We start from the raw sequence: 23,087 nt of genomic DNA, 5'->3' as shown, positions 1-23,087 counted from the left end.
TTTCACGATTTATGTTGTGAGTAATTTAGCGAAAATCTAAAAAAACCCAAGTAATTGAGGACACTTCTGTGAAAACTTTGACATAGCTTGTTCAAAAAACATCCAAAAGCCATTTTATTACAGCTAATTACTCACTTTGTCACAACACTGTACAAAAGTTATAACCATTTGTAAAAATGCGATTGTAACTCAAGTTCTTAATGATAAAGCATCAATATGTTTGCATTTCATACGAATACGAGCTTCATCACTCTTATTTTAGGTAAAAACCCTATACTGAGTCTGGTTACTTCATTTAGCGGTTGAACTAACTTTCACCCCTCCTTTTACTGTCTTAATTTGGTGAGGTTATTATGTTTAGCACAATCATTAATACCCTAGGTTTATGCATACTTGGCGGCAAATATATCCTTATACTCATTCTTACAGCGTTAACCGTCTTCTCCGGTTCTTTTAGTCCTGAGATCGCAGTATTACAACTGGCTGAGAACAACTAAGTGCAATCTACTTTGCAACAGCGTTTAATTTTCGCATAATGCGCCATTATTTAAGGAAAAATGGCGCATAAACATGACCAAGCAGTTAAATGTCGATCCCGCTGAGATCAGTAAATTTGAAGATATGGCATCACGCTGGTGGGATCCTGAAGGCGAATTTAAGCCTCTTCATCAAATCAACCCTCTTCGTCTTAATTTTGTTATCGACAAAGCCGATGGTTTATTTGGCAAAAAGGTTCTCGATGTCGGCTGTGGTGGTGGTATTCTCGCAGAAAGTATGGCGGTAGAAGGCGCAGATGTTACCGGTCTAGATATGGGTAAAGAGCCGCTCACTGTCGCACGTTTACATGCTCTTGAGGCTGGTGTAAAACTTGAGTACGTCCAAGCAACAGCAGAAGAACACGCCGAAGAAAACCCACAAGCCTATGATGTTGTCACCTGTATGGAAATGTTAGAGCATGTTCCTGATCCAGCTTCGGTTATTGCTGCATGTGCAAAAATGGTTAAACCTGGAGGTCATGTCTTCTTCTCAACCCTAAATCGTAATATCAAATCCTATCTTTTTGCGATTGTTGGCGCAGAACATCTGCTAAAAATTGTTCCTAAAGGCACTCACCATCACGAAAAATTTATTCGTCCTTCAGAAATGATGGCAATGATAGATCGAACAGAGCTACAAGATAAGCACATCACAGGCTTGCATTATAACCCTTTAACTAATACCTATCGTTTGGGTACTAACGTTGATGTAAACTACATTGTCCATACGATTAAGCAAGTTTAAAATGAACTAAACTGACTGGTATGCAGTAATCATAGGGCTTCAAATATTGGCGAAGCCCTAGGTTAAAAAAATACAGATTCTTATGATTCATGTTGTTACTGGTTAATCCCCTTACAAAGTCAATAATTAAGCAATTAGGCTAGTAATACAAAGAACAGAAAAATCAATATAAAAAAAATTTTTTTCTCTCTAAGATGCTGAATTAGTGGTTGCATTTTTCTATGTTACTGACAGCTCTAAGGACATCAGTCAGTAGGTACTAACTATTTTGTCCCAATCCCCAACTTATCCACAAGCGGTCAAAAAATACCATCTTGCCAAAACCCATTTTCAACACTATCTTGTAATCAAACAAGCTCAACCCCCCTATATATAGTGTTTTTGTAAAAGTGTGCTTTTGTAACAAAGATCACATCTTTCACTAACTTTTATCGCATTTTTGCAAAATATACCGGTATATGGGATTTTCTGGGAATAAGACTAAAAATGACTCAACAGCTAACTGTTACTAAGCGTGATGGACGAACAGAAACACTTGATCTAGACAAAATTCACCGAGTTCTAGATTGGGCAGCAGAAGGACTTGAAAATGTCTCTGTATCACAGGTTGAACTGAAATCTCACATTCAGTTTTATGATGGCATGCGTACTGAAGATATTCATGAAACCATCATTAAAGCAGCGGCTGATCTCATCTCTGAAGAAACCCCTGACTACCAATACATGGCAGCACGTCTTGCCATTTTCCACCTACGTAAAAAAGCGTATGGTCAATTCGAGCCACCAACACTTTATAAGCACGTATCTCACCTTGTAGAGCAAGGCAAGTACGATAAACATCTGCTTGAAGACTATACCGAAGAAGAATTTGCGGTGATTGATACTTTTATTGATCACTGGCGTGATATGAACTTTTCTTATGCTGCCGTTAAACAGCTAGAAGGTAAATACCTAGTTCAAAACCGCGTATCTGGCGAAATCTTTGAAAGCGCACAGTTCCTATATGTATTGATCGCTGCGTGTCTCTTTGCAAAATATCCAAAAGAGACTCGTCTTGACTACATTAAACGTTTCTATGATGCGGCATCAACATTTAAGATTTCACTGCCTACACCAATTATGTCTGGTGTACGTACCCCTACCCGTCAATTCAGTTCATGTGTATTGATTGAATGTGACGATAGCCTAGACTCAATTAACGCAACGGCAAGTTCGATCGTTCGTTACGTCTCTCAGCGCGCAGGTATTGGTATTAATGCTGGTCGTATTCGCGCATTGGGTTCTGAAATCCGCGGTGGTGAAGCATTCCACACTGGTTGTATTCCATTTTACAAATATTTCCAAACTGCGGTTAAATGCTGTTCTCAAGGCGGCGTACGTGGTGGTGCTGCAACACTGTTCTATCCTTTGTGGCACCGTGAAGTTGAATCATTACTGGTACTAAAAAATAACCGTGGTGTTGAAGAAAACCGTGTTCGTCATATGGACTATGGTGTTCAGATCAACAAGCTAATGTATACCCGTCTAATTAAAGGCGAAAACATCTCGCTATTCTCACCATCTGATGTTCCAGGACTATACGATGCATTCTTTGCTGATCAAGCTGAGTTTGAGCGTCTATATACCCAATATGAACAAGATGAGAGTATTAAGAAGCAATCTGTTAAAGCGATTGATCTATTCTCTCTATTGATGCAAGAGCGAGCTTCAACTGGCCGTATTTACGTGCAAAACGTTGACCACTGTAATACACACAGTCCGTTTGATCCATCAGTAGCACCGATTCGCCAATCTAATCTGTGTCTTGAAATTGCACTACCAACAAAACCACTAAACAATGTTGAAGATGAAAATGGTGAAATTGCACTATGTACGCTATCGGCATTTAACCTAGGTGCAATTGATTCACTAGACGATCTGGAAGAGCTCGCTGAACTGACCGTTCGTGCCCTTGATGCTCTATTAGATTACCAAGACTACCCGCTACCAGCAGCTCGTCGTTCAACCATGAATCGTCGTACACTTGGTGTTGGTGTTATTAACTTTGCTTATTACTTAGCGAAGAATGGTGTTCGTTATTCTGATGGCAGTGCGAACAACCTGACTCATGAAGCATTTGAAGCAATTCAATACTACTTGCTAAAAGCTTCTCTTGGTCTAGCAAAAGAACAAGGTGCTTGTCCTGCGTTTAATGAAACAACATACGCGCAAGGCATTCTTCCAATTGATACTTATAAGAAAGATATCGATAAGATCTGCAGTGCAGAATTACGTTACGACTGGGAAACCCTACGTGAAGAAATCAAAACTCACGGTCTACGTAACTCAACATTGTCAGCTTTAATGCCTTCTGAGACATCCTCTCAGATCTCGAACGCAACCAATGGTATTGAACCACCACGAGGCTACGTTTCAGTAAAAGCATCGAAAGACGGTATCTTGAAGCAAGTGGTTCCTGAGTACACTAAGTACAAAGACAACTATGAACTTCTTTGGAACATCGGCGGCAATGACGGCTACTTACAACTAGTCGGTATTATGCAAAAGTTCATTGATCAGGCTATTTCAGCCAACACCAACTATGACCCATCTCGTCAGCCTGGTGGTAAAGTTCCAATGAAACTCTTGCTAAAAGACCTATTAACAGCGTATAAACTCGGTGTTAAGACTCTGTACTACCATAACACTCGTGATGGTGCATCAGATAGCCAAGGCGACATGGGTGCAGACGATTGCACTAGTTGTAAAATCTAATTATTAAGAGGGAGCGTTCAGCTCCCCTTTGATTTCCGAGGAAATGATGGCATACAGCACTTTTTGTCAAACTCATAATGATCAGCTAAAAGAGCCAATGTTCTTTGGTCAGCCAGTAAACGTTGCTCGCTACGATCAGCAAAAGTTTGAGATTTTCGAAAAATTAATTGAAAAACAGCTTTCCTTCTTTTGGCGTCCAGAAGAAGTGGATGTATCGGGTGACCGCATCGATTACAACAATCTGCCCGATCACGAAAAACACATTTTCATCAGTAACCTAAAATATCAAACGCTACTTGATTCAATTCAAGGTCGCAGTCCAAACGTGGCTCTGCTTCCTATTGTTTCTCTGCCAGAGCTGGAAACTTGGATTGAAACTTGGTCATTTTCAGAAACTATCCACTCTCGCTCTTACACGCATATTATTCGTAATATCGTTAATGATCCTGCGATTGTATTTGATGATATTGTATCTAACGAATACATCATCAAACGTGCTGGTGATATTTCAAGATATTATGATGAATTGATCAGCGCAACAAACGACTACCACCGCTTAGGTGAAGGTACGCATACTGTTGATGGTAAAGCAATCACCATCAATCTACGCGATCTAAAGAAAAAGCTGTATCTATGCATCATGTCCGTTAACGCACTAGAAGCTATTCGTTTCTATGTGAGTTTTGCTTGTTCTTTTGCCTTTGCAGAACGCGAGTTAATGGAAGGTAATGCGAAAATCATTAAGCTTATTGCTCGTGATGAAGCACTTCACCTAACAGGTACTCAGCATATTCTTAACCTGCTACGTAATGGTCATGATGACCCAGAAATGGCTGAAATTGCCAAAGAGTGCGAAGCAGAATGCTTTGATATCTTTAAGCGCGCAGCAGAACAAGAAAAAGAATGGGCAGAATACCTATTTAAAGACGGTTCAATGATCGGTCTTAATAAAGATATTCTTTGCCAATACGTAGAATATATTACTAACTTACGTATGAACGCAGTTGGCCTTGAGCACGCATACACTGGCGCAACTCAAAACCCAATCCCATGGATCAACTCTTGGTTATCATCAGATAATGTCCAAGTTGCGCCACAAGAAGCAGAAATCAGTTCTTATCTTGTTGGTCAGATCGATAATGATGTAAGTGCTGACGATCTGGGTGACTTTGAACTATGAGTTCACTGACCATTAAGGTTAATGGTATTGAGGTTCACGGCAACAGTCGTGAACCTTTGCTCGTGCAACTAGAACAAGCCGGGCTACAACCAGAATACCAATGCCGAAATGGAATGTGTGGCGCTTGCCGTTGCAAACTCAAATCTGGAGCAGTAGATCAACAAGACAGCATGGCATTTATTGGACCTAATGAGATTTTATCTTGTTGTTCAAAACCCAAAAGCCATATTGAGATTGAATTTGACTATCAGCTCACTTTTACCGAAATCAAAAAGACCGCAGAATAAGCGGTCTTTTTTATGTTGAAGCACAAGCTAACGATTAAGCTAAGCTCTTACTTCTTAATACACATCACATGATAGACACCGTCTTCTACTTCAGTTCCTTCTGTTTCATGCTCAAAACCTGGAAACTCTTTATCCCACACTTCAAGACTGCGCAGATAACCGATTTGCGGGCTGCTTGCATCACCAAAACTCTCTCCTGACATCAACATCGGAATACCCGGTGGATATGGAATCACAGCATTAGCAGCAACACGGCCAGCTAAGTCATGAGATGGAACCATTTCAACATTATTATCAATGATTTCAGCAAATGCAGCGCGAGGAGTCACGACCGCCTCAGGTAAGGTTGAATAAGCAGCATTGAGTTTTTCTGATGGCACATGATCTTTAAGATATTTGAACATCTTATCTCCCAAATCTTTAAGGCCCATATGCCCATAAACTTCAGGATGATCATTGGCTAATTGAGGTAAAACCGATTTAAGGGGTGTGTTATTGTCATAGTGCTTTTTAAAGCTTAATAACGTATTCACCAGTGTTGCCCACTTACCTTTGGTGATCCCCATCGAGAATAAGAACATCACCTGAAAATCGGTAGTACGCGTAGGAACTATGCCAAAACGTGTAAGGTATTGCGTAACTAATGCCGCAGGTACGCCTGTATCAAGTAACTTACCATCATCTCCCATCCCAGGGGCTAGAATACTGACCTTAATAGGATCTAGCATGCACCAATCAGCAGGCATATCCTCAAAACCATGCCAATTATCTCCAGGCTTCATTACCCAGAAATCTTGAGACTCAGCGAGCAGATTTGGATCGGCGTCTTCAAAAGCAATCGTCTTGCCCGTTTCAGGGTCAGTGACGGTTTCAGCATTCCAAGGTTTAAAGAACCAATCACCATCGGCTTCAAACTCTCGATATAAACGTCCCATTGCCTGGCGATAGTCAACAGCTTCACGAATAACTTCTTGAGTTAGAGAATAGCCTCGATTTCCTGCCATCTGTGATACAGCAATATCGTTTGAAGCACTAATCGCATAGAGGGGTGATGTTGTCGCATGCATCATATAGGCTTGGTTAAAGCGCTGGAAATCAATACTGTCTTTACCATGTCTAACATGAAGCCATGACGCTTGTGACAATGCATTTAACAACTTATGAGTTGAGTGTGTGGCAAAGACGGTAGGTTCATTGTCTGATTCAACAGGATCGCCACGCATCGCAAAATGATTTTCATAAATAGGATTAAATCGTGCGTAGCCGTACCATGCTTCATCAAAGTGGAGGCGATTACTACTCTCACCTAAAATATCTTGCGCTCGCTTTGCGTTATAACACAAGCCATCATAGGTACAGTTAGTAATGACCGCATATGTTGCCGCTTGATCAGCATGATCTTTGGTAAGTTGACTCTCTTTTGCTGTTTTCTGTATCGCAGCTTTTGTCATTTGTTCAGGGTAAATGGGACCAATAATGCCATAACGATTTCGAGTAGGAACCATATAGACTGGCAATGCTCCCGATAGCATCAATCCCTGCTCAATCGATTTATGACAGTTACGGTCACAAATGGCGAGGCTGTTCTCTTTCATACAGATCTGCATGATTGTTCGGTTAGCACCAGATGTACCCGTTACTAAAGAGTACGAGCGATGAGCACCAAATACCTCAGCAGCGTAGGCTTCACTGTCACCAAAATACCCCGTATGATCAAGTAAAGAACCTAACGAGCCTCGCTCTATCCCCATATCGGTACGAAAAATACCTTCACCGTAATAGCTGTAAAAACGTTGGCCTGCTGGTGTTTTAGTAAAACCAACACCGCCTTGATGCCCAGGAGCTGCCCATGAATATTCATGAACATCATCGTACTTCATCATCGCCGCCATTAACGGAGGTAACAATTGATCGCGATAACGCTCCATAGCAGCAACAGCACGACCTACAATAAAATCAGCGGTATCTTCTAAAATCCACGCAAACTCATCAACCCGAGACATCAACTCACGACTGACTGACAAGGTGATTTTTTTCCTTTCCGCTAAAAGAAATACAGGAACACCTTGTTGACGACGATTGAGTTTATCAATTAACTGGAAGAACTTTTCATTCTCTTCTGCTTGCTGCCCAGTCATTTGCGAAGTCAACATAAAACAATCAATGGCAATATTGGCATTAAGCATTGAGTAACAATCATCAAAAGAGGTAGCTACAGAAACTTTCACCCCTTCCGTAGCAAACTCATCTAATAATCGATGTAATGCATTTTCAATTACACCAGCTTTAAGATTATCGTTAAATATAAGTACGTGTTTTTGTTTACCATAATTTCCCATAATCGATTCCTAATTCTTACCTTGAATTAAAACCACAATTAAATTAAGTAATAGAAAACTAGACAGTTACTTAATTATTAGACTGAGTTGCCTGATGTTGATGTTTTTCATATTCATCTCGGCTAGCAATAAAGCCATAGAATAGATAACCAAATAAAGTAATGATGGTTCCATAAAATACGGCTTCTTTACCTGTTCCGTACGCACCATATATACTGTAAACCACCGCAACGAAGCCAAATATCATACTTGTACTATATTCTTTCGCCCCAACATTTGCCTGACGCAAAATAATACCAAGAGCAGTTAACGATAGAATGTATGGAACCATATTAATAAATACAGCTAAGTCGACCAGCACGTTAAATTGTTTTAGCAACGTTGGAGAAATAGTCATAACGGCTAATGCTAGTTCCAAAACCAGCATAATCATCATGCCTTTAATTGGCGCGTCATGTTTATTAACCTCACCAAATACTTTAGGGAATAAACGCATATCTGCTGCGGCTTTAGATACCTGAGCATTAGTAAATTGCCAGCCCAATAATGAACCTGCACAAGCAATAATGGCCATTAACGTAATAATATTGCCCACTGTTGAATCAAACATCATGGCAAATACCAAACCAAATGGTGCATCAGATTTTGCAAGTTCAGCATTAGGAACAATACCTTGTATCACCGTTGTTGAAGCAATATAGGTAATGGCAGAAAAGAGTGTTGCAAGCATACAAGCAAGGGGAACATTTCGCTTAGGATTTTCAACTGTACCTGAGTTAGCCCCTGCCGATTCAATCCCAAGAAATGCCCACAAAGTCAATGAGATGCCAGATTCTATTGCTGTCATGGTCGTGACATCATGTGGATTCCAAGCCTCTGCAAATAGCTTAGGATCGAACCAAAACCAACCAATCACAGAAAGTCCAAGCACTGGGATAATAATCCCCCACACCGTAACCGATGAAATACTGCCTGTTATTTTTGCACCACGCACATTAGCGAGCATAGTCACAACAAGCACCACCACGACACCGACAAAAGTATGTATTGGCGTTTCTTTTAACCATGGAATAAAAGTTTCTAAATACCCAACAGTAGAGACTGCAATTGCAACAGCACTAATAACAAGACACACATAATAAGTATAAGAGGCAATAAAAAAACTGGATTTACCATGTGCTCGTTGTGAATAAGCAGACATACCGCCATCTTCGGTACAATACATTCCACATTTTGCAAATGCATACGCAATACATAATGCACCAATAGCAGTGACACCCCAGGCTAATAATGCAATACCACCCGTTTCCGCTAAGCTTGATGGCAGTAATATTATACCAGATCCCATCATATTAACGGTCACAATAGTAGTAAGCCCTATTAGGCCCATTTTGTTACCTTGTGAACTCATAAATACCTACCAAATAATGTTTGTCAAAAGAAAGATTTTTACAGAACTGACTCATGAACAAATCGATAATTAAATCCCTTAAAATTTAAACAATCAAAACAAATTAATGCTAAAAACATGTTTCATATATGTTAAATTTTTAAGATTGATTTAAAGCTTAGATGGCGGTTTTATATTGCGCAAATATCTTAATAACTTAAATGTATTAAATTTAATACACACATTATTAGTAAGGTTTAAATAAAAAAAGGGTCAGTAAAGACTGACCCTTTTTTAATAAGAATTAAATGAATCTATTAATTCATATAGCGAGATTCAAATGTTGCAACAACTTGACCTTTATTATTTTTAACAGTCAGTGTTTCACCAGTCACAGAGTAACTAGCCATCTCGTTGATTGCTTTTAGATATGTACCTTCTTGCTCCATACCCTTCACACACATTTTTTGTGTAGCAGCAACAGGACCTAGAGTTAACTTGCCTTCTTTAGCTTGGTATGTACCCATAAAGCTATTACAGCCAGAGAAACCTTTTAGGCCATCATCATTAAATTGAACAAACAGCTCTTTGTCACCAGCACCAAGCTGGGCTTCTTTACCATCGAGCGTCATCAGTTTCCAATAAGTATTAGTGAATGATGCATTTGCCTTTTGCTCTGCAGCTTTCTCTGCTGAGTTATGAGCTGGCGTTACACGAGTTAATTTCACTTCAACTGGTTGTTTAACATCAGCAGCAAATGGATCTAGAGCTTCAGTTGAAGTCATGATTAACTGATCTTTCATCTTAATTGTTGCACGCACATTATAACGGTGCTTTTCTGCAAGCTTATTAGCATCATATTTTAGTGCTACAGCGTACGGAGGTGCACCAGCAGGCTCCATTGACTCGGTAGCAATCACTTCAGCAGGCGCATCAGCTTTTGATACGTCTTCAAGCACAACTGTCAGTTCCGCACCTGGTGGTAGCATACGACGATCTAAGTAAATTACATTCACATCTAGAGTTTTCATTGCTTGCGCCTTAGCTGTTGTGTCTACAGCTTGAGAAACTGCAGCTGGTTGTTCTACCGATGTTGGTTGCTCAGGAGCTTTTGCATCGTTACATGCTTGTAGAAATAGAGAGGATAGAGCAACTGAAGAAGCTAGTGCAATTTTTTTCATTTTAAATGTCATAGCATTTCCCTTTACGGATAAATTAGTTCTGCACTTCTATTATCAACTAGCTAGACCATGATGGCTAAACCTGTGTGTTATTCTTTGTACCATATCATATAAATACGAATACGAAGTGCATTTGCTATATACTTTCCAGCATTCGAACACTGTTTTCAAGCTTGGAATGAAAAAATATTTAATTTAACACCACCCTGACAATACAAAGATAAAAAACCAATAACCACTTTATAAATCATAGTGTTATGAAATACCTCAAAGGCATCAACAATACCAAAATGGTCTTTTTAATCTATTTCAGTCTCAAAAAAATCTAAATATTCGAAATTTAAATATTCACCAGAATTACCGCACCCTAATAAATAATTCAGCAACATAATTTGTACTAATGTGGCTATTAATATTGATTGGTTCTTTATATTGTATTGACGATAAGGTTTTACCCTAATTAATTTCTGATATTGATGTGTAATAAGAGCCAAAGTATAAGATTTATCATTATTTGCATAAATATAAAGACCTATATCTTCTAATTGCCCTGATACCTCTTTTTGTAACTGTTGCGCTAATACAGAGAGCTCTACTGGTACCACTAAGTGGTATGAACAACAGCTATTTATCAGAAGATTTGCAATGCCTTCGTGTTGAGAGAATTGATATGCCAATGTCCCCATTATGCCAACTTCTGACACATTCAGCGTCTGTTTTTTCTTAGTTAATTGCTCAGATAAGGCATCCAGCAGAGATTGGTCAACAGAGACAACATTGGCTTGAAATTTATCAATAATGGCATCTTTAAAAGCTGTGATTTGTTCTGTTTTGTTATTGCGATGGAATAACTTAATTTCAATAAAAGGTAAGGCTGAACGATATCCAAGCTCACACCCTTCCGGCAAATTCCAATGATCTAGAACATCACTGATACCAGATTCTGTTAAGCCAAAAGTATAAATACGCTCGACTTGTTTAACTTCTGCCAAGGAATAAAGACGTTGCAACTTAGGAACAATTTGAGTTTCAACCATATGCTTAAACTCACGGGGCACTCCGGGAGTAAAGTACACACGAGCATGATTTAACTCTATACAAAAACCACAAGCCGTACCTACTGGATTATCAATCAGCTCGGCCCCTAAAGGTAGCATGGCTTGCTTTAAGTTACTCTTTGGCATGTCACGCTGCATCTGTTGGAATTTAAGATGCATCTGCTCTACCCAAGCTTCATTTAACTCTAACTGTACTCCCAAAGCTTTAGCTGCCGCTTGAGCACTTAAATCATCCGTTGTTGGCCCTAACCCCCCATTAACGATAACAACATCCACAAGCTTACTGATGCGTTTAATTTCTTCGCAAATAGATTCAAGATTATCACCAACCGTTGACCGATACGTCATTGTAAAGCCTAATTGACATAAATGGTGCGATAACCAACTGGCATTCGTATCCACAATATCCCCATACAGCACTTCTTCACCAGTGCTGATCATCGCAATCTTCGTCATTTTAAATCCTTCTATATTCTTACGTGTAAATAATTATTTACATCAATAAAACACGGGTTGACAGTAAAATATTCTACCGTTAATGTGTTTCTTATTCGGAAATAATGACCTTTTCGATAAAAAATCATTCATAACTATGAGAATACCATCAGTGAACATTTCTATTTTTAACACCTACTATCGATAGCCACGATGGCTAATCAGGTGTAAACATTTCTTAACACTCATCTCGATTACGCCATTGTGGCCAGACTTTCATTCGATAGGGAGCGACCACAGGTGTATATGCATATATTGATACCACACCTCCCGAACAACTCAATTTTTCTGGGAGAAATTTTTCATGTCTTTTAATAAAACATTTGGCAGCATGCTGATTATTGCCGGCACAACTATTGGTGCAGGTATGCTTGCTCTTCCTCTTGCCTCTGCAGGCTTAGGTTTTACTACATCCACACTTATTATGATTGGTATGTGGGCATTAATGTCCTACACCGCACTTCTCATGTTAGAAGTTCACCAATATGCCGATAAATCAGCGACTTTACACACTTTAGCTTACAAATTATTAGGTCGCAAAGGTCAAGTCATTGCCAGTGGTGCAATGCTGTTTTTATTCTATGCTTTATGTGCGGCATACATTGCAGGCGGAGGTGCACAACTGCATCAAAAAATACAGAGTTTGCATGTTGATATTGCGCCACAAATAGCTACTGTTATTTTTACTTTTGTGATCGCAAGTGTAGTCGCAATTGGCACACATTCAGTTGATATAGTTAACCGAGTACTGTTTACCGCAAAGATCATAGCGATGGCAGTCATGCTTGCACTTTTACTCCCTCAAGTTAAAAGTCATAATTTACTTGAGATGCCAATGCAACAAGGACTTATTATTTCTGCTCTGCCAGTAGTGTTCACTTCATTTGGTTTCCATGGCAGCATTCCTTCCATTGTTCGCTACTTAGGTTTAAATATCCCAAATTTAAAAAAAGTGATGATTTTTGGCTCTGCCCTACCTCTAATTGTTTACCTATTATGGCAACTGGCGACACAAGGTATCTTGAGCCAAAACGAACTTTTAGCGAATACTGATCTTACTCAATTTATTAATGCGCTAAGCCAACGCCTACATAATCCGCTTGTTGGTCAGTCAGTATCACTATTTGCAGATCTTGCTTTAGCCACTTCGTTTTTAGGTGTTAGCTTAGGATTATTTGACTTTTTAGCTGATACTCTACGTCGTAAAGCAACCTTAGCAGGACGAGTCCAAACAGCTTGCGTTACCTTTATTCCACCGCTAGCTTTTGCTCTGTTTTACCCGCAAGGCTTTATTATGGCACTAGGCTATGCTGCTATTGCTCTGGTGATATTAGCGATATTTTTACCTGCTGCAATGGTATGGCAACAAAGAAAACAAAAAGCAACCTCAACTCAAGAAAACACTTCGGATTATCAAGTAATGGGAGGCAAATTTTCATTAATCATTGTTGTTGTAATTGGTGTAATAATAATCCTATCGCAACTTCTTCAAATGATTGGCATAATTCCGAAATTAGGTTAAGTGTCGCTGTACTAATAACCTCCAAATAAATGCAAAAATAAGCAATTACACTATTTTAAACAGTGTAATTGCTTAAAACATTCAATCTTTTCCACCATTTATGCCTTAATTAAAGATGTTAATTTATCTTTTTCAAAAAAAGGAATTAATATCACGCTTTTCTTAATTTTTGATATATCTCTCATTTTTTTTGCGTTACTCTCTGCAAACCGTATATAAACAGCAAGATCTCGGTAATGAACCAAGCATACACACTTTTTAACAATCTTCAGTGTCCTGTATGGATTTTTGATATTGATAATAAAAAGATTATTTGGGCCAATGAAAAATCATTACCACTGTGGGAAGCCAAGTCATTAAGTGAACTGACAAACCGCGACCTAAGTTTTGACATGTCAGCAGCCGTTGAAGCAACTTTAGTCGATTATAAAGCCACCTTTGCCCGAGGTAAAACCATCAAAACATGGTGGAGTTTTACCCCTCATGAAGTCCTAAAAAAATATCTCTGTATCTTTTCTGGTATTCCCCTTTCAGATGGCCGTATGGGCATGTTAGTTGAAGTTCTAGCTAACGAAACGACACTTCGCCGTGATCTCGCCTTTTCTGAATGTTCAAATCTTGCCTTACTGTTTAATCAATCAGGTCAACTAGTTAGTACCAACGCCGCCTTCAGTCACCAATTTGGGGAATGTGTTAATGATTTAGCCTCTTTTATTGGTGATATTACACAGGCTAGACAACTTCTTGAGAACGCTCAGCAAAATAGAATCGTAGACCAAAAATTGCTGTGTTGGACAGGTCAACGACACCTCTGGTTTCATATCGAAGGTAAATGGCTTGAAGAGCAACAACAGCTGCTATTACAGTTAACCAATATCAGCCCTGAACGGGAAAAGCTACGCCAAGCTAAATATAACTCAGAGCATGATTTTTTAACTGGGTTGATGAATCGACGCGGGATCTCTAGTGCCATAAAAATTTCCCACCATACAAAACAACCATACAGTCTATTATTTTTGGATCTTGATGGATTCAAAATGATTAATGATACATACGGTCATGCGGTAGGAGACCGGTTACTTCGAGCGGTTTCAATTCGCCTACGTCAAGTTATTCAACATCGCGGTTTGCTGGCTCGATTTGGCGGTGATGAGTTTCTGATTCATGTCGAACGACGTAACATTACAACCCCTTGTGCATTTGCTAAAGAAGTCATCACAGCACTCAACAAACCCTTTCATCTTAAAGAAGTCGGCGAACTCTCTATTGGTTGCACAGTAGGCACTACTAATTATCCAGAAGATGCACAAGATATCGATACTCTTGTTACTCAAGCTGATATGGCAATGCACCGAGCGAAATTACGCGGCCGTAACTGCTGCCACCATTTTTCGCCCGATATGGCAGATGCGCTTTATCGAAAAATGATCCTACGTCACCACCTAACTCTGGCTTTAAATGCCAATGCCTTTGAGCTTTATTACCAGCCAATTGTTGACCTTAAAAAAGCGAAACTAAAGGGCTTTGAAGCATTAATTCGCTGGAACGACGATGACTTAGGCCAGATATCCCCGGCTGAGTTTATCCCTTTAGCAGAAGAGACTGGACAAATTGTTCCCCTGGGTCAATGGATATTAAAAACAGCGTGTCGACAGCTGGCTGAGTGGAAGAAAAAATACGATCACTCGTTTATTATGAGTGTTAACCTGTCGCGAGCTCAACTTCAAACTGGCTTAGTGCAATCAGTTAAAGCTTGCCTTGACGCTTACCAGATCGACCCTAAACAGCTGGCTTTAGAATTAACAGAATCAACCATGCTACAAGATTATTCAGATGCGAAACAATGTTTAACCGAATTGGCTGAATTAGGTATTGAGCTTTATCTGGATGATTTTGGTACGGGGTATTCATCATTATCGCAACTGCAAGATCTTCCGATCAGCACAGTAAAACTGGATCGTAGTTTTGTACAAGGCGAACACAAAGGAAGCCAAGCTATCATTGAAGCTACTCAAGCAATCTGTGAAAAGCTAGATTTAAAAGTTGTGGCAGAAGGTGTTGAAACGGAGCAGCAATTGGATTATTTGCGTCAATGTAACTTTGACTACTGTCAGGGCTATTATCTGGGTCATCCAATGCCACCGCAGACAATTGAAGATCGCCAATTTTCACTATGTCACGATTTGGATATCAATAACCCGACCATTCATTAAACTTTTCTTATCGAAATATACCGTGCTTCATGATGCGGGATGCTCTGTCCCGCATAATCTAACTCAAATCTTTATAACTGCGAATTTGTCGCTAAGCATTTAGAATTACAGTGTTATATATGGATAGTTCAGATACTGACATTATTTTGATATATACGCATTAATCAAAATATTTCGTGGCGTCATTGGCTTTTCACAAAAGAGCCCAATCTCAACCTGATAACCCTGTTCTACCATAAAACACGCACGATCTAACACCAGCCACATTTCAAGTGGACGACGAAACAGTTGGCGAACCAACTCCATTCGCTCTGAAATCTGAAAACGACGCTTCCCTTCTGCCAGCCAATAATCATAATCAATATCAAGTCCGGCTAAATTGATTGATTTTTTCTCCGCCGCCCAATGACAGAAAGCAGAAAACCCCTGATTAAAAAGTGCCTTTTGGGTATTGGGAACCGATAAATATTCATCCACATCTCGAACATGTCGCTGCAGTGCATCAAAGCCTAATCGAAAACTTACTTCTGTCTCACGCAGAGCTTGAACACGTTGGCCTGCAGTAACCGTCTCTTGCAATGGCAGACGTAAATCGTGCTTAGATAATTGAAGTTGGGTCTTCTTACCATATTCAGACAACATTTGGTAAAAATCACTACGAATTAGATGATAACAACATGGCGAAATTGAAACGGCTGTGGCTTGTTTTGCGGCGCAATGTTGCAATAGTGAGGTGTGTAAATCACCACATGCATGAAGCGCAACGGCGTGTTGTTCGGTTTTAATATGCTGTTGGCTCTCTTTAGCAAATGCATCAGCTTGGACAAAAGTTATCGGCAAATTTAAATGCTGTGCCATTGCCTCGCCATCAATACATAGCTGATCTTGCCACTCAAGACTGACGACTGGCTGCTGGTGAGAAAGAGCAAGTACACGACCTAAATGACCTTTACCGGCACACCACTCTAGCCACGGTAAGCCTAATTTAGGTAGCGCACTGGTAAACGCTGTAATTTGCTGCCATTTACGACCAGGGATCCCCGTATCACTACCGCGAGGTAAATCGGTTTCTTTTTGCGGTAAAAACGCTAATGAGGTTGCATTAAATAGCTCAACGCTTTGCGGGATCCATTTTTTAAGAGTATGGGCTAATAACTCAGCATTATTTTGATATTCAGCTAATTGTGCTTCAGATAGATTTTCTAACCATTCACACAACTCTGGATAAGTTTCTCGCCACTGATAATCCAATTGAGAAAATGGCATAAACTGCCAAAAACAACGGCTTTGGGTTAATAGTTCATCTAGATGTGAAAAAGAATCAAAATAGTTAGCCATACTGCCCCCAAAAAATAAGGTGCGTATTCTATACCTAACTGACTTCAAGATGCTATTAAATAAAAATCACCGATACCTGTATATCCAAGTAACCTCAAGATGCGAGGTTCAGCAAGAATAATTTAGATAGCGGCGATTCTTTTTGATAAGGCCTAACTAACAACGCTCTGCCGTTGGTTAACGAACCGGTAATTCCATGGTCGAGAACATTTCTTCAATTTCTGCATTTGATTTTAAGGCTATAGCTTGATCAACCACATTTCGAGTTAAATGCGGCGCGAATCTTTCCATAAAATCATACATATAAGTACGAAGGAAAGAGCCTTTTTTAAACCCAATTTTCGTGGTGCTCGCAGCAAAAATATGGCTGGCATCAATCGCAACTAAGTCTTGATCTCGCTCATCATCCATTGCCATACTTGCAATCACTCCAACCCCAATACCCAATCTTACATAGGTTTTTATCACATCAGCATCCGTTGCTGTGAAAACAATTTTAGGGGTGAGTCCCGCTCGATTAAAAGCACTGTCTAGTTCAGAACGTCCGGTGAAACCAAAGACATAAGTTACAAGAGAATAATTAGCTAAATCATGAATGCTGATCTTCTCTTTTTTCGCCAGCGGGTGATCTGAACGTACCACAATAGAGCGATTCCAGTGATAACAAGGCAACATAATCATATCTTGATAAAGATGCAGTGCTTCGGTTGCAATCGCAAAATCTGTCGTCCCTTTCGCTACCGCATCAGCAATCTGTGACGGTGTTCCTTGGTGCATGTGCAGCGAAACTTTAGGGAAACGAGCGGTAAATCCTTGGATCACATCAGGCAATGCATACCTTGCTTGAGTATGAGTAGTCGCAATGTTTAATGTACCGACTTCAGGATGGGTATGTTCACCAGCAACAGATTTAATGCTTTCAACCCGAGAAAGAATATCACGTGCAATACGAACGATCTCCTCTCCTGCAGGTGTCACTTTAGTGAGATGTTTACCACTACGTTCAAAAATTTGAATGCCTAGTTCATCTTCTAACAGTCGGACTTGTTTACTGATCCCAGGTTGAGAGGTATACAAACTTTCCGCGGTAGAAGATACATTGAGATTGTGATTTACCACCTCAACAATATATCTGAGTTGTTGTAATTTCATGCATTTGCCTACTTATAATCCGTTATCTGACTACCATCTACTGCAATTTACGGGCTTCCATACCCTTTCTATTACATAGCATCATATTTAATCGCATAATTCTATTGTTATATCTGGAATTTTTCGTTTTTCATAGTATTTCTTTCTAATCTACGGTCAGAACGACTGATTACTGGTAATTCTATTAGAACGGATTTTTTTATTAAAATTACAGCGCTAATTTATTATGATTGCTATCAGAATTAAGGAAGTTGGTGTATCTTATATGCTCATTTAGTGGATAAAATACAGATAGTTACTATGAGCATACCTCTAATTATAGGCTTAGTTGCATTACTTTTGGCTCTCATCATTGGTTATAATGTGACGGTTCAATACCGTCTGCGTATTCAAAGCGCTAAACAGCAAGAACTAGGTCAATATATTGCCATTATTGATGCAACTGAAGAACTTATCGGCCATGCTCACCATATCCCATACAGCAAGGAGTTATTACTTTGCCTAAATAAGCGAATTCTTAACGCTCTGAAAAGTATGGCTGATATTGATCCAAACGATAAAAAACTGGCTCAACGTATCGAAGATGTTGGCCAACAAATAGAATCGCTGCAAAATCATTTTTCTGATGCTGAAATCACACCTTTTAAAGTGCCAACAACAGATCGCCAAGCAATTGGTATGCTGCAACTGGTTAAGCGCTTAAAAACGATTGTGAAAAATGAACACAGTAAAGGCCGTATCGCAACCCAAGTGTTTGTAACCGAAAATGCTCGATTAGAAGCAATGCAACTGCGTATTAATATGGAAAACGTCATTAAGCGTGCTAATGAGGCTAGGCTTAAACAACAATTCGGTACCGCTCAACAGCTACTGAAAAAAGCCATCGATGTATTGGATGCTCGAAATGATAATTACTCCAACCAAACGCGAGAAAGACTGCAAGCGATGCTAAGTGATATCAGCAATAGCCAATCAAAAAATCAAGCCGATGAACGTCAACAGATGATCGCAAAAGAGCAAGATGAGCTTGATGTACTATTCCAGCCTAAACGCAAATGGTAAAATAAAACGAAAGCCAATAAGAGGTCGCATTGTGCGGCCTTTTTCATTTAAAAATCAATTATAAGACTCAACACCATGACCGTTGATACCGCAACTCAAACAATGATGGATGAACTGCTTACTCCGGTTAAACAGTTTCTACAGTGTGAAACACCAGATGAATGGATTGCCGAGGCGCTAAAACCAGAGAACTTGATCACACTCCTAGTCGATCACTGTAACTGTGAACTTAAAGCAAGCCAAACCGCTATTTACATGACTCGTAAATATGCTGTTGATGAACAAAGTGCTACTGCTCTGTTAGAGTGGGCAAAACCCTATGAAAATTTTGTCTACAGTCAAAATCATGATATCGCCGGTTTCCATAGTAAGAAAAATGCCCTTTCAACCAAACTGACACCACGAGCTGATTTTGAATTTGGTGAAGAGCTGATCGATAAAATGGTTCGCTTAATCAAAGAAGAGTTTCATCACTTTGAGCAAGTGCTAGAGATCATGCATAAACGTGATATCCCCTATTGCCACATTGGCGCAGGACGTTATGCCAAAGGTTTAATGAAAGTAGTTCGTACTTATGAGCCTGCAACCTTGATTGATAAGTTGATCATAGGTGCCTACATTGAAGCTCGCTCATGTGAACGCTTTGCCAAACTAGCTCCTTATCTTGATGAAGATTTAAAGAAATTCTATATCTCGCTATTGCGTTCAGAAGCTCGTCACTATCGTGATTATCTAACCTTAGCGGAGAAAATTGCAGGTAAAGATATCAGCGATCGAATTTTAGTTATCGGTGCACGTGAAGCAGAAATGATCATGAGTCCAGACCACGAATTCCGTTTCCATAGTGGCATTCCTATTTAAAACGCTATCTATTTCGTTTTTTCAACTTATCTATTAACTAAGAAAAGTTGAGAACAAAAAAACCGCCATCAGCATAGCTCATGGCGGTTTTTATTATTCAGTTAAGAATTACTTTTCAGCTTTTTCTTTCTTTGGTTTTTTACGCTTATCGGTAATCACCCACTTGCCATCAACAAAGAGTGCCGTCCAACCTGATGGCTTACCATCGATTTCTGAACGTACATAGTTCTCTTTAGTCTTACGAGCAAAACGAACCACTGTCGGCAAACCGTCTGGGTCTGCAACAGGAGCATCAGTTAGGTATAAGAACTTAGGCGATAAACGATCTTTAAAGCGAACCAACTCTTCCACTAGCGGAGCACGAGTCTCACGCGATTTAGGGAAGGTACTTGCCGCCATAAATAGACCTGATGCACCATCACGAAGTACAAAGTAAGCATCTGGATCTTGAGTACAAGGTAGCTCAGGTAGATGTACAGGTTCTTCTTTTGGTGGTGCAATCTCACCGTTCTTTAGAATCTTACGAGTATTCTTACAGTTTTCGTTGGTACAACCCATGTACTTACCGAAACGACCATTTTTCAGTTCCATATCAGAACCACATTTGTCGCATTCAATTACAGGGCCATCGTAGCCTTTTAGCTTAAATTCGCCTTTTTCTACGATATAACCATCACAGCTTGGGTTATTACCACAAACATGCAGTTTACGAGTCTGATCAATCAGATACGCATCCATTGCTGTACCGCACTTAGGACAACGTTTCTTCGCACGTAACGCTGCAGTTTCAACGTCTTCTTCTAGTACGTTAACAATGCCATCTTCACTGCCTAGGTTGATGGTTGTTTTACAACGCTCTTTTGGTGGCAATGCATAGCCAGAACAACCTAAGAACACACCTGTTGATGCGGTACGAATACCCATAGGGCGTGAACATGTTGGACACTCAATATCGGTCAATACAATATTGTTTGGCTTCATGCCACCTTCAGTTTCATCCAACTCGGCTTTTTCAAGCTCTGTTGTGAAATCACTGAAGAAATTATCCAGTACCGCTTTCCAGTTTTTCTCACCTTCAGCGATCTGGTCAAGATTGCCTTCCATACGAGCAGTAAAATCGAAATCCATAAGATCTGGGAAGCTATCATCCAGACGGTCAGATACGATTTCACCCATTTTTTCAGCATAGAAACGGCGTTGATCAACTCGAACATAACCACGATCTTGAATGGTAGAGATGATCGATGCATAAGTTGATGGTCGACCAATACCACGCTTTTCAAGTTCTTTAACCAATGCAGCTTCTGTAAAGCGCGCTGGTGGCTTAGTGAAGTGTTGCTTAGGCTCAACGTCAGAAAGCTCTAACTTATCGCCTACACTCACCATAGGCAGTGTCATATCTTCATTTTTACCAGATGGGCGCTGAACTTTAGTCCAACCAGCAAAACGTAATGTGCGACCTTTTGCTTTTAGCGTAAAGTCAGCGGCACGAACTGTGATTGTGCTTGAGTCATATTGAGCAGGTACCATCTGACACGCAACAAACTGGCGCCAGATAAGATCGTACAGTTTAACCGCATCTTGCTCCATACCATCAAGGTCTTCAGCTCGAACGGTAACACTTGAAGGACGAATCGCTTCGTGCGCTTCCTGTGCATTTTCTTTACTGCCGTAAACATTTGGCTTACCCGGTAAGTATTCATCACCATACTCACCAGAAATAAACTCACGAGCAGCTTCAACCGCTTCTTTTGATAGGTTTGTCGAGTCAGTACGCATATAGGTAATATAACCTGCTTCGTACAGACGCTGAGCCAATCCCATCGTACGCTTAACACCGTAACCCAAACGAGTACTTGCCGCTTGTTGCAGTGTTGATGTAATGAAAGGTGCAGAAGGCTTGCTGCTTGTTGGTCGATCTTCGCGATCAATAACCTCATAAGCGGCTTTATCTAGCAGAGCCTTCGCTGCCATGGTTTCAGTTTCATTAACAGGTCGGAACGCTTTACCAGCCTGCTGTGCAACCAACAAACGTAGCTCATCTTTACCTGCAGTTAGCGTATTGGCATGAATATCCCAAAACTCTTCAGGTACAAAAGCTTTAATCTCACGTTCGCGTTCAACGATCAGTTTTACTGCAACAGACTGAACACGACCAGCGGATAAACCACGAGCAATTTTCTTCCATAATAGAGGCGAAACCATAAAGCCCACCACGCGATCAAGGAAACGACGTGCTTGCTGAGCATTAACGCCGTCCATATTCAATTCGCCTGGTTGCTCGAAAGCTTGTTGGATAGCATTTTTCGTAATTTCGTTAAATACTACTCGCTTATAGCGTGCATCATCACCACCGATGATCTCACGAAGGTGCCACGCAATAGCTTCCCCCTCGCGGTCTAGATCGGTTGCGAGATAGACATATTCTGCCTCTTCAGCCAGCTTCTGTAGCTCACTGACAACTTTTTCTTTGCCCGGTAAGATTTCGTAATTTGCCGCCCAATCATGATACGGGTCGACACCCATTTTCTTGATGAGAGAATTACGATCTTTCTCTTTTTTAACTCGTGCTTTCTCTTCGGCACTCAACCCTTTCGTTGAAGTTGCCGGAGCTTTTTTACCCGTAGCAGCACGTGCACCGGTTGGTAGATCACGAACGTGACCCACACTAGATTTTACAATGAAATCCTTACCCAAGTACTTATTAATTGTTTTTGCCTTGGCCGGGGACTCCACAATAACGAGAGATTTACCCATAGTGACTCTATTACGTCCTCGTGCTCGCTTAATTTTTAAATCGGTTAGATAGTTGCATGCGCAATCAAATAGCACGTCACGCTTCTCAATCGTATTAAGGCACTCATCTTTAATTTAGGATCAGTGGCTTAATACGATGGTCAACAAAAGCGTGTATTGTGCCTAAATGTTGTCAATTTTCCAGCAATTTTCAAACTATCTAGCGTAAATTCCTATT

At 40.1% G+C, this 23,087-nt stretch carries 14 protein-coding genes and 1 pseudogene; 8 read left to right on the top strand and 7 right to left on the bottom strand.

The annotated features are described in order from the left end of the window. Nucleotides 1-570 precede the first annotated feature (570 nt). From ubiG to yfaE, 4 genes are all read left to right on the top strand, one after another. Nucleotides 571-1,281, top strand: a complete 711-nt coding sequence (gene ubiG, locus WAX86_RS05835) for a bifunctional 2-polyprenyl-6-hydroxyphenol methylase/3-demethylubiquinol 3-O-methyltransferase UbiG (protein ID WP_068968026.1) — start codon at nucleotides 571-573, stop codon at nucleotides 1,279-1,281. 486 nt (nucleotides 1,282-1,767) lie between these two features. After that, nucleotides 1,768-4,035 carry a class 1a ribonucleoside-diphosphate reductase subunit alpha gene (gene nrdA, locus WAX86_RS05830; RefSeq protein WP_044175340.1) on the top strand — a complete coding sequence of 756 codons (2,268 nt, stop codon included), beginning with the start codon at nucleotides 1,768-1,770 and terminating at the stop codon, nucleotides 4,033-4,035. Between the two features lie 46 nt (nucleotides 4,036-4,081). Further along, entirely contained in the window at nucleotides 4,082-5,215 is a 1,134-nt protein-coding gene (nrdB, locus tag WAX86_RS05825; RefSeq protein WP_068968191.1) for a class Ia ribonucleoside-diphosphate reductase subunit beta, read from the top strand. Then, nucleotides 5,212-5,502 carry a class I ribonucleotide reductase maintenance protein YfaE gene (gene yfaE / locus WAX86_RS05820; protein ID WP_036764080.1) on the top strand — a complete coding sequence of 97 codons (291 nt, stop codon included), beginning with the start codon at nucleotides 5,212-5,214 and terminating at the stop codon, nucleotides 5,500-5,502. The genes nrdB and yfaE overlap by 4 nt, the downstream gene beginning before the upstream one ends. Nucleotides 5,503-5,549: 47 nt before the next feature. Here the strand turns inward: yfaE and adiA are convergent, their stop codons facing one another. From adiA to WAX86_RS05800, 4 genes are all read right to left on the bottom strand, one after another. After that, nucleotides 5,550-7,841 carry an arginine decarboxylase gene (gene adiA / locus WAX86_RS05815; protein ID WP_341489258.1) on the bottom strand — a complete coding sequence of 764 codons (2,292 nt, stop codon included), beginning with the start codon at nucleotides 7,839-7,841 and terminating at the stop codon, nucleotides 5,550-5,552. Between the two features lie 70 nt (nucleotides 7,842-7,911). Further along, nucleotides 7,912-9,252: a putrescine-ornithine antiporter gene (gene potE, locus WAX86_RS05810; protein ID WP_068945897.1), complete on the bottom strand. Its 1,341-nt coding sequence runs from the start codon at nucleotides 9,250-9,252 to the stop codon at nucleotides 7,912-7,914. Between the two features lie 296 nt (nucleotides 9,253-9,548). Beyond that, nucleotides 9,549-10,424, bottom strand: a complete 876-nt coding sequence (locus WAX86_RS05805; RefSeq protein ID WP_341489257.1) for an META domain-containing protein — start codon at nucleotides 10,422-10,424, stop codon at nucleotides 9,549-9,551. Nucleotides 10,425-10,711: 287 nt separating this feature from the next. After that, a complete protein-coding gene (locus WAX86_RS05800; RefSeq protein ID WP_341489256.1) occupies nucleotides 10,712-11,926 on the bottom strand; it encodes a CinA family nicotinamide mononucleotide deamidase-related protein in 1,215 nt (404 codons plus the stop codon). A gap of 337 nt (nucleotides 11,927-12,263) precedes the next feature. On the opposite strand from WAX86_RS05800, the pseudogene tyrP reads away from it, so the two are divergent. Further along, nucleotides 12,264-13,487, top strand: a pseudogene (gene tyrP / locus WAX86_RS05795) (tyrosine transporter TyrP); the annotation flags it as partial. Nucleotides 13,488-13,723: 236 nt separating this feature from the next. Continuing rightward, nucleotides 13,724-15,700, top strand: coding sequence for a bifunctional diguanylate cyclase/phosphodiesterase (locus tag WAX86_RS05790; RefSeq protein WP_237029335.1), 1,977 nt, complete (start codon nucleotides 13,724-13,726; stop codon nucleotides 15,698-15,700). A gap of 141 nt (nucleotides 15,701-15,841) precedes the next feature. Here WAX86_RS05790 and WAX86_RS05785 read toward each other — a convergent pair whose 3' ends face one another. Both WAX86_RS05785 and cysB read right to left on the bottom strand, forming a co-directional pair. Continuing rightward, nucleotides 15,842-17,038 (bottom strand): methyltransferase, encoded by a 1,197-nt coding sequence (locus WAX86_RS05785; RefSeq protein WP_341489255.1) that lies wholly within the window; start codon nucleotides 17,036-17,038, stop codon nucleotides 15,842-15,844. A 177-nt stretch (nucleotides 17,039-17,215) separates the two neighbouring features. Continuing rightward, complete coding sequence (gene cysB, locus WAX86_RS05780) at nucleotides 17,216-18,190, bottom strand: HTH-type transcriptional regulator CysB (RefSeq protein WP_005299992.1); 975 nt, start codon at nucleotides 18,188-18,190, stop codon at nucleotides 17,216-17,218. 300 nt (nucleotides 18,191-18,490) lie between these two features. On the opposite strand from cysB, the gene WAX86_RS05775 reads away from it, so the two are divergent. Next, nucleotides 18,491-19,252 carry a DNA repair protein gene (locus tag WAX86_RS05775; protein ID WP_068945901.1) on the top strand — a complete coding sequence of 254 codons (762 nt, stop codon included), beginning with the start codon at nucleotides 18,491-18,493 and terminating at the stop codon, nucleotides 19,250-19,252. A gap of 75 nt (nucleotides 19,253-19,327) precedes the next feature. Further along, nucleotides 19,328-20,113 carry a tRNA isopentenyl-2-thiomethyl-A-37 hydroxylase MiaE gene (gene miaE, locus WAX86_RS05770; protein WP_065170315.1) on the top strand — a complete coding sequence of 262 codons (786 nt, stop codon included), beginning with the start codon at nucleotides 19,328-19,330 and terminating at the stop codon, nucleotides 20,111-20,113. Between the two features lie 108 nt (nucleotides 20,114-20,221). On the opposite strand, the gene topA is transcribed toward miaE, so the two are convergent. Next, the gene (topA, locus tag WAX86_RS05765; RefSeq protein WP_036764082.1) at nucleotides 20,222-22,870 is read right to left on the bottom strand and encodes a type I DNA topoisomerase; all 2,649 of its coding nucleotides are present in this window, start codon (nucleotides 22,868-22,870) and stop codon (nucleotides 20,222-20,224) included. Nucleotides 22,871-23,087 lie beyond the last annotated feature (217 nt).

The organism is Photobacterium damselae subsp. damselae, from assembly GCF_038086725.1.
Classification (GTDB): domain Bacteria; phylum Pseudomonadota; class Gammaproteobacteria; order Enterobacterales; family Vibrionaceae; genus Photobacterium; species Photobacterium damselae.
Note: the sequence above shows the minus strand (reverse complement) of the source record. Positions and strands in the feature narration are given on the sequence as shown.

Bases quoted from the DNA above. Each gene is read 5' to 3' on its own strand.
- adiA (WP_341489258.1), bottom strand. From the start codon at position 7,841: ATGGGAAATTATGGTAAACAAAAACACGTACTTATATTTAACGATAAT.
- nrdA (WP_044175340.1), top strand. From the start codon at position 1,768: ATGACTCAACAGCTAACTGTTACTAAGCGTGATGGACGAACAGAAACA.
- WAX86_RS05785 (WP_341489255.1), bottom strand. From the start codon at position 17,038: ATGGCTAACTATTTTGATTCTTTTTCACATCTAGATGAACTATTAACC.
- WAX86_RS05790 (WP_237029335.1), top strand. From the start codon at position 13,724: ATGAACCAAGCATACACACTTTTTAACAATCTTCAGTGTCCTGTATGG.
- nrdB (WP_068968191.1), top strand. From the start codon at position 4,082: ATGGCATACAGCACTTTTTGTCAAACTCATAATGATCAGCTAAAAGAG.
- miaE (WP_065170315.1), top strand. From the start codon at position 19,328: ATGACCGTTGATACCGCAACTCAAACAATGATGGATGAACTGCTTACT.
- yfaE (WP_036764080.1), top strand. From the start codon at position 5,212: ATGAGTTCACTGACCATTAAGGTTAATGGTATTGAGGTTCACGGCAAC.
- topA (WP_036764082.1), bottom strand. From the start codon at position 22,870: ATGGGTAAATCTCTCGTTATTGTGGAGTCCCCGGCCAAGGCAAAAACA.
- WAX86_RS05805 (WP_341489257.1), bottom strand. From the start codon at position 10,424: ATGACATTTAAAATGAAAAAAATTGCACTAGCTTCTTCAGTTGCTCTA.
- ubiG (WP_068968026.1), top strand. From the start codon at position 571: ATGACCAAGCAGTTAAATGTCGATCCCGCTGAGATCAGTAAATTTGAA.
- WAX86_RS05800 (WP_341489256.1), bottom strand. From the start codon at position 11,926: ATGACGAAGATTGCGATGATCAGCACTGGTGAAGAAGTGCTGTATGGG.
- WAX86_RS05775 (WP_068945901.1), top strand. From the start codon at position 18,491: ATGAGCATACCTCTAATTATAGGCTTAGTTGCATTACTTTTGGCTCTC.
- cysB (WP_005299992.1), bottom strand. From the start codon at position 18,190: ATGAAATTACAACAACTCAGATATATTGTTGAGGTGGTAAATCACAAT.
- potE (WP_068945897.1), bottom strand. From the start codon at position 9,252: ATGAGTTCACAAGGTAACAAAATGGGCCTAATAGGGCTTACTACTATT.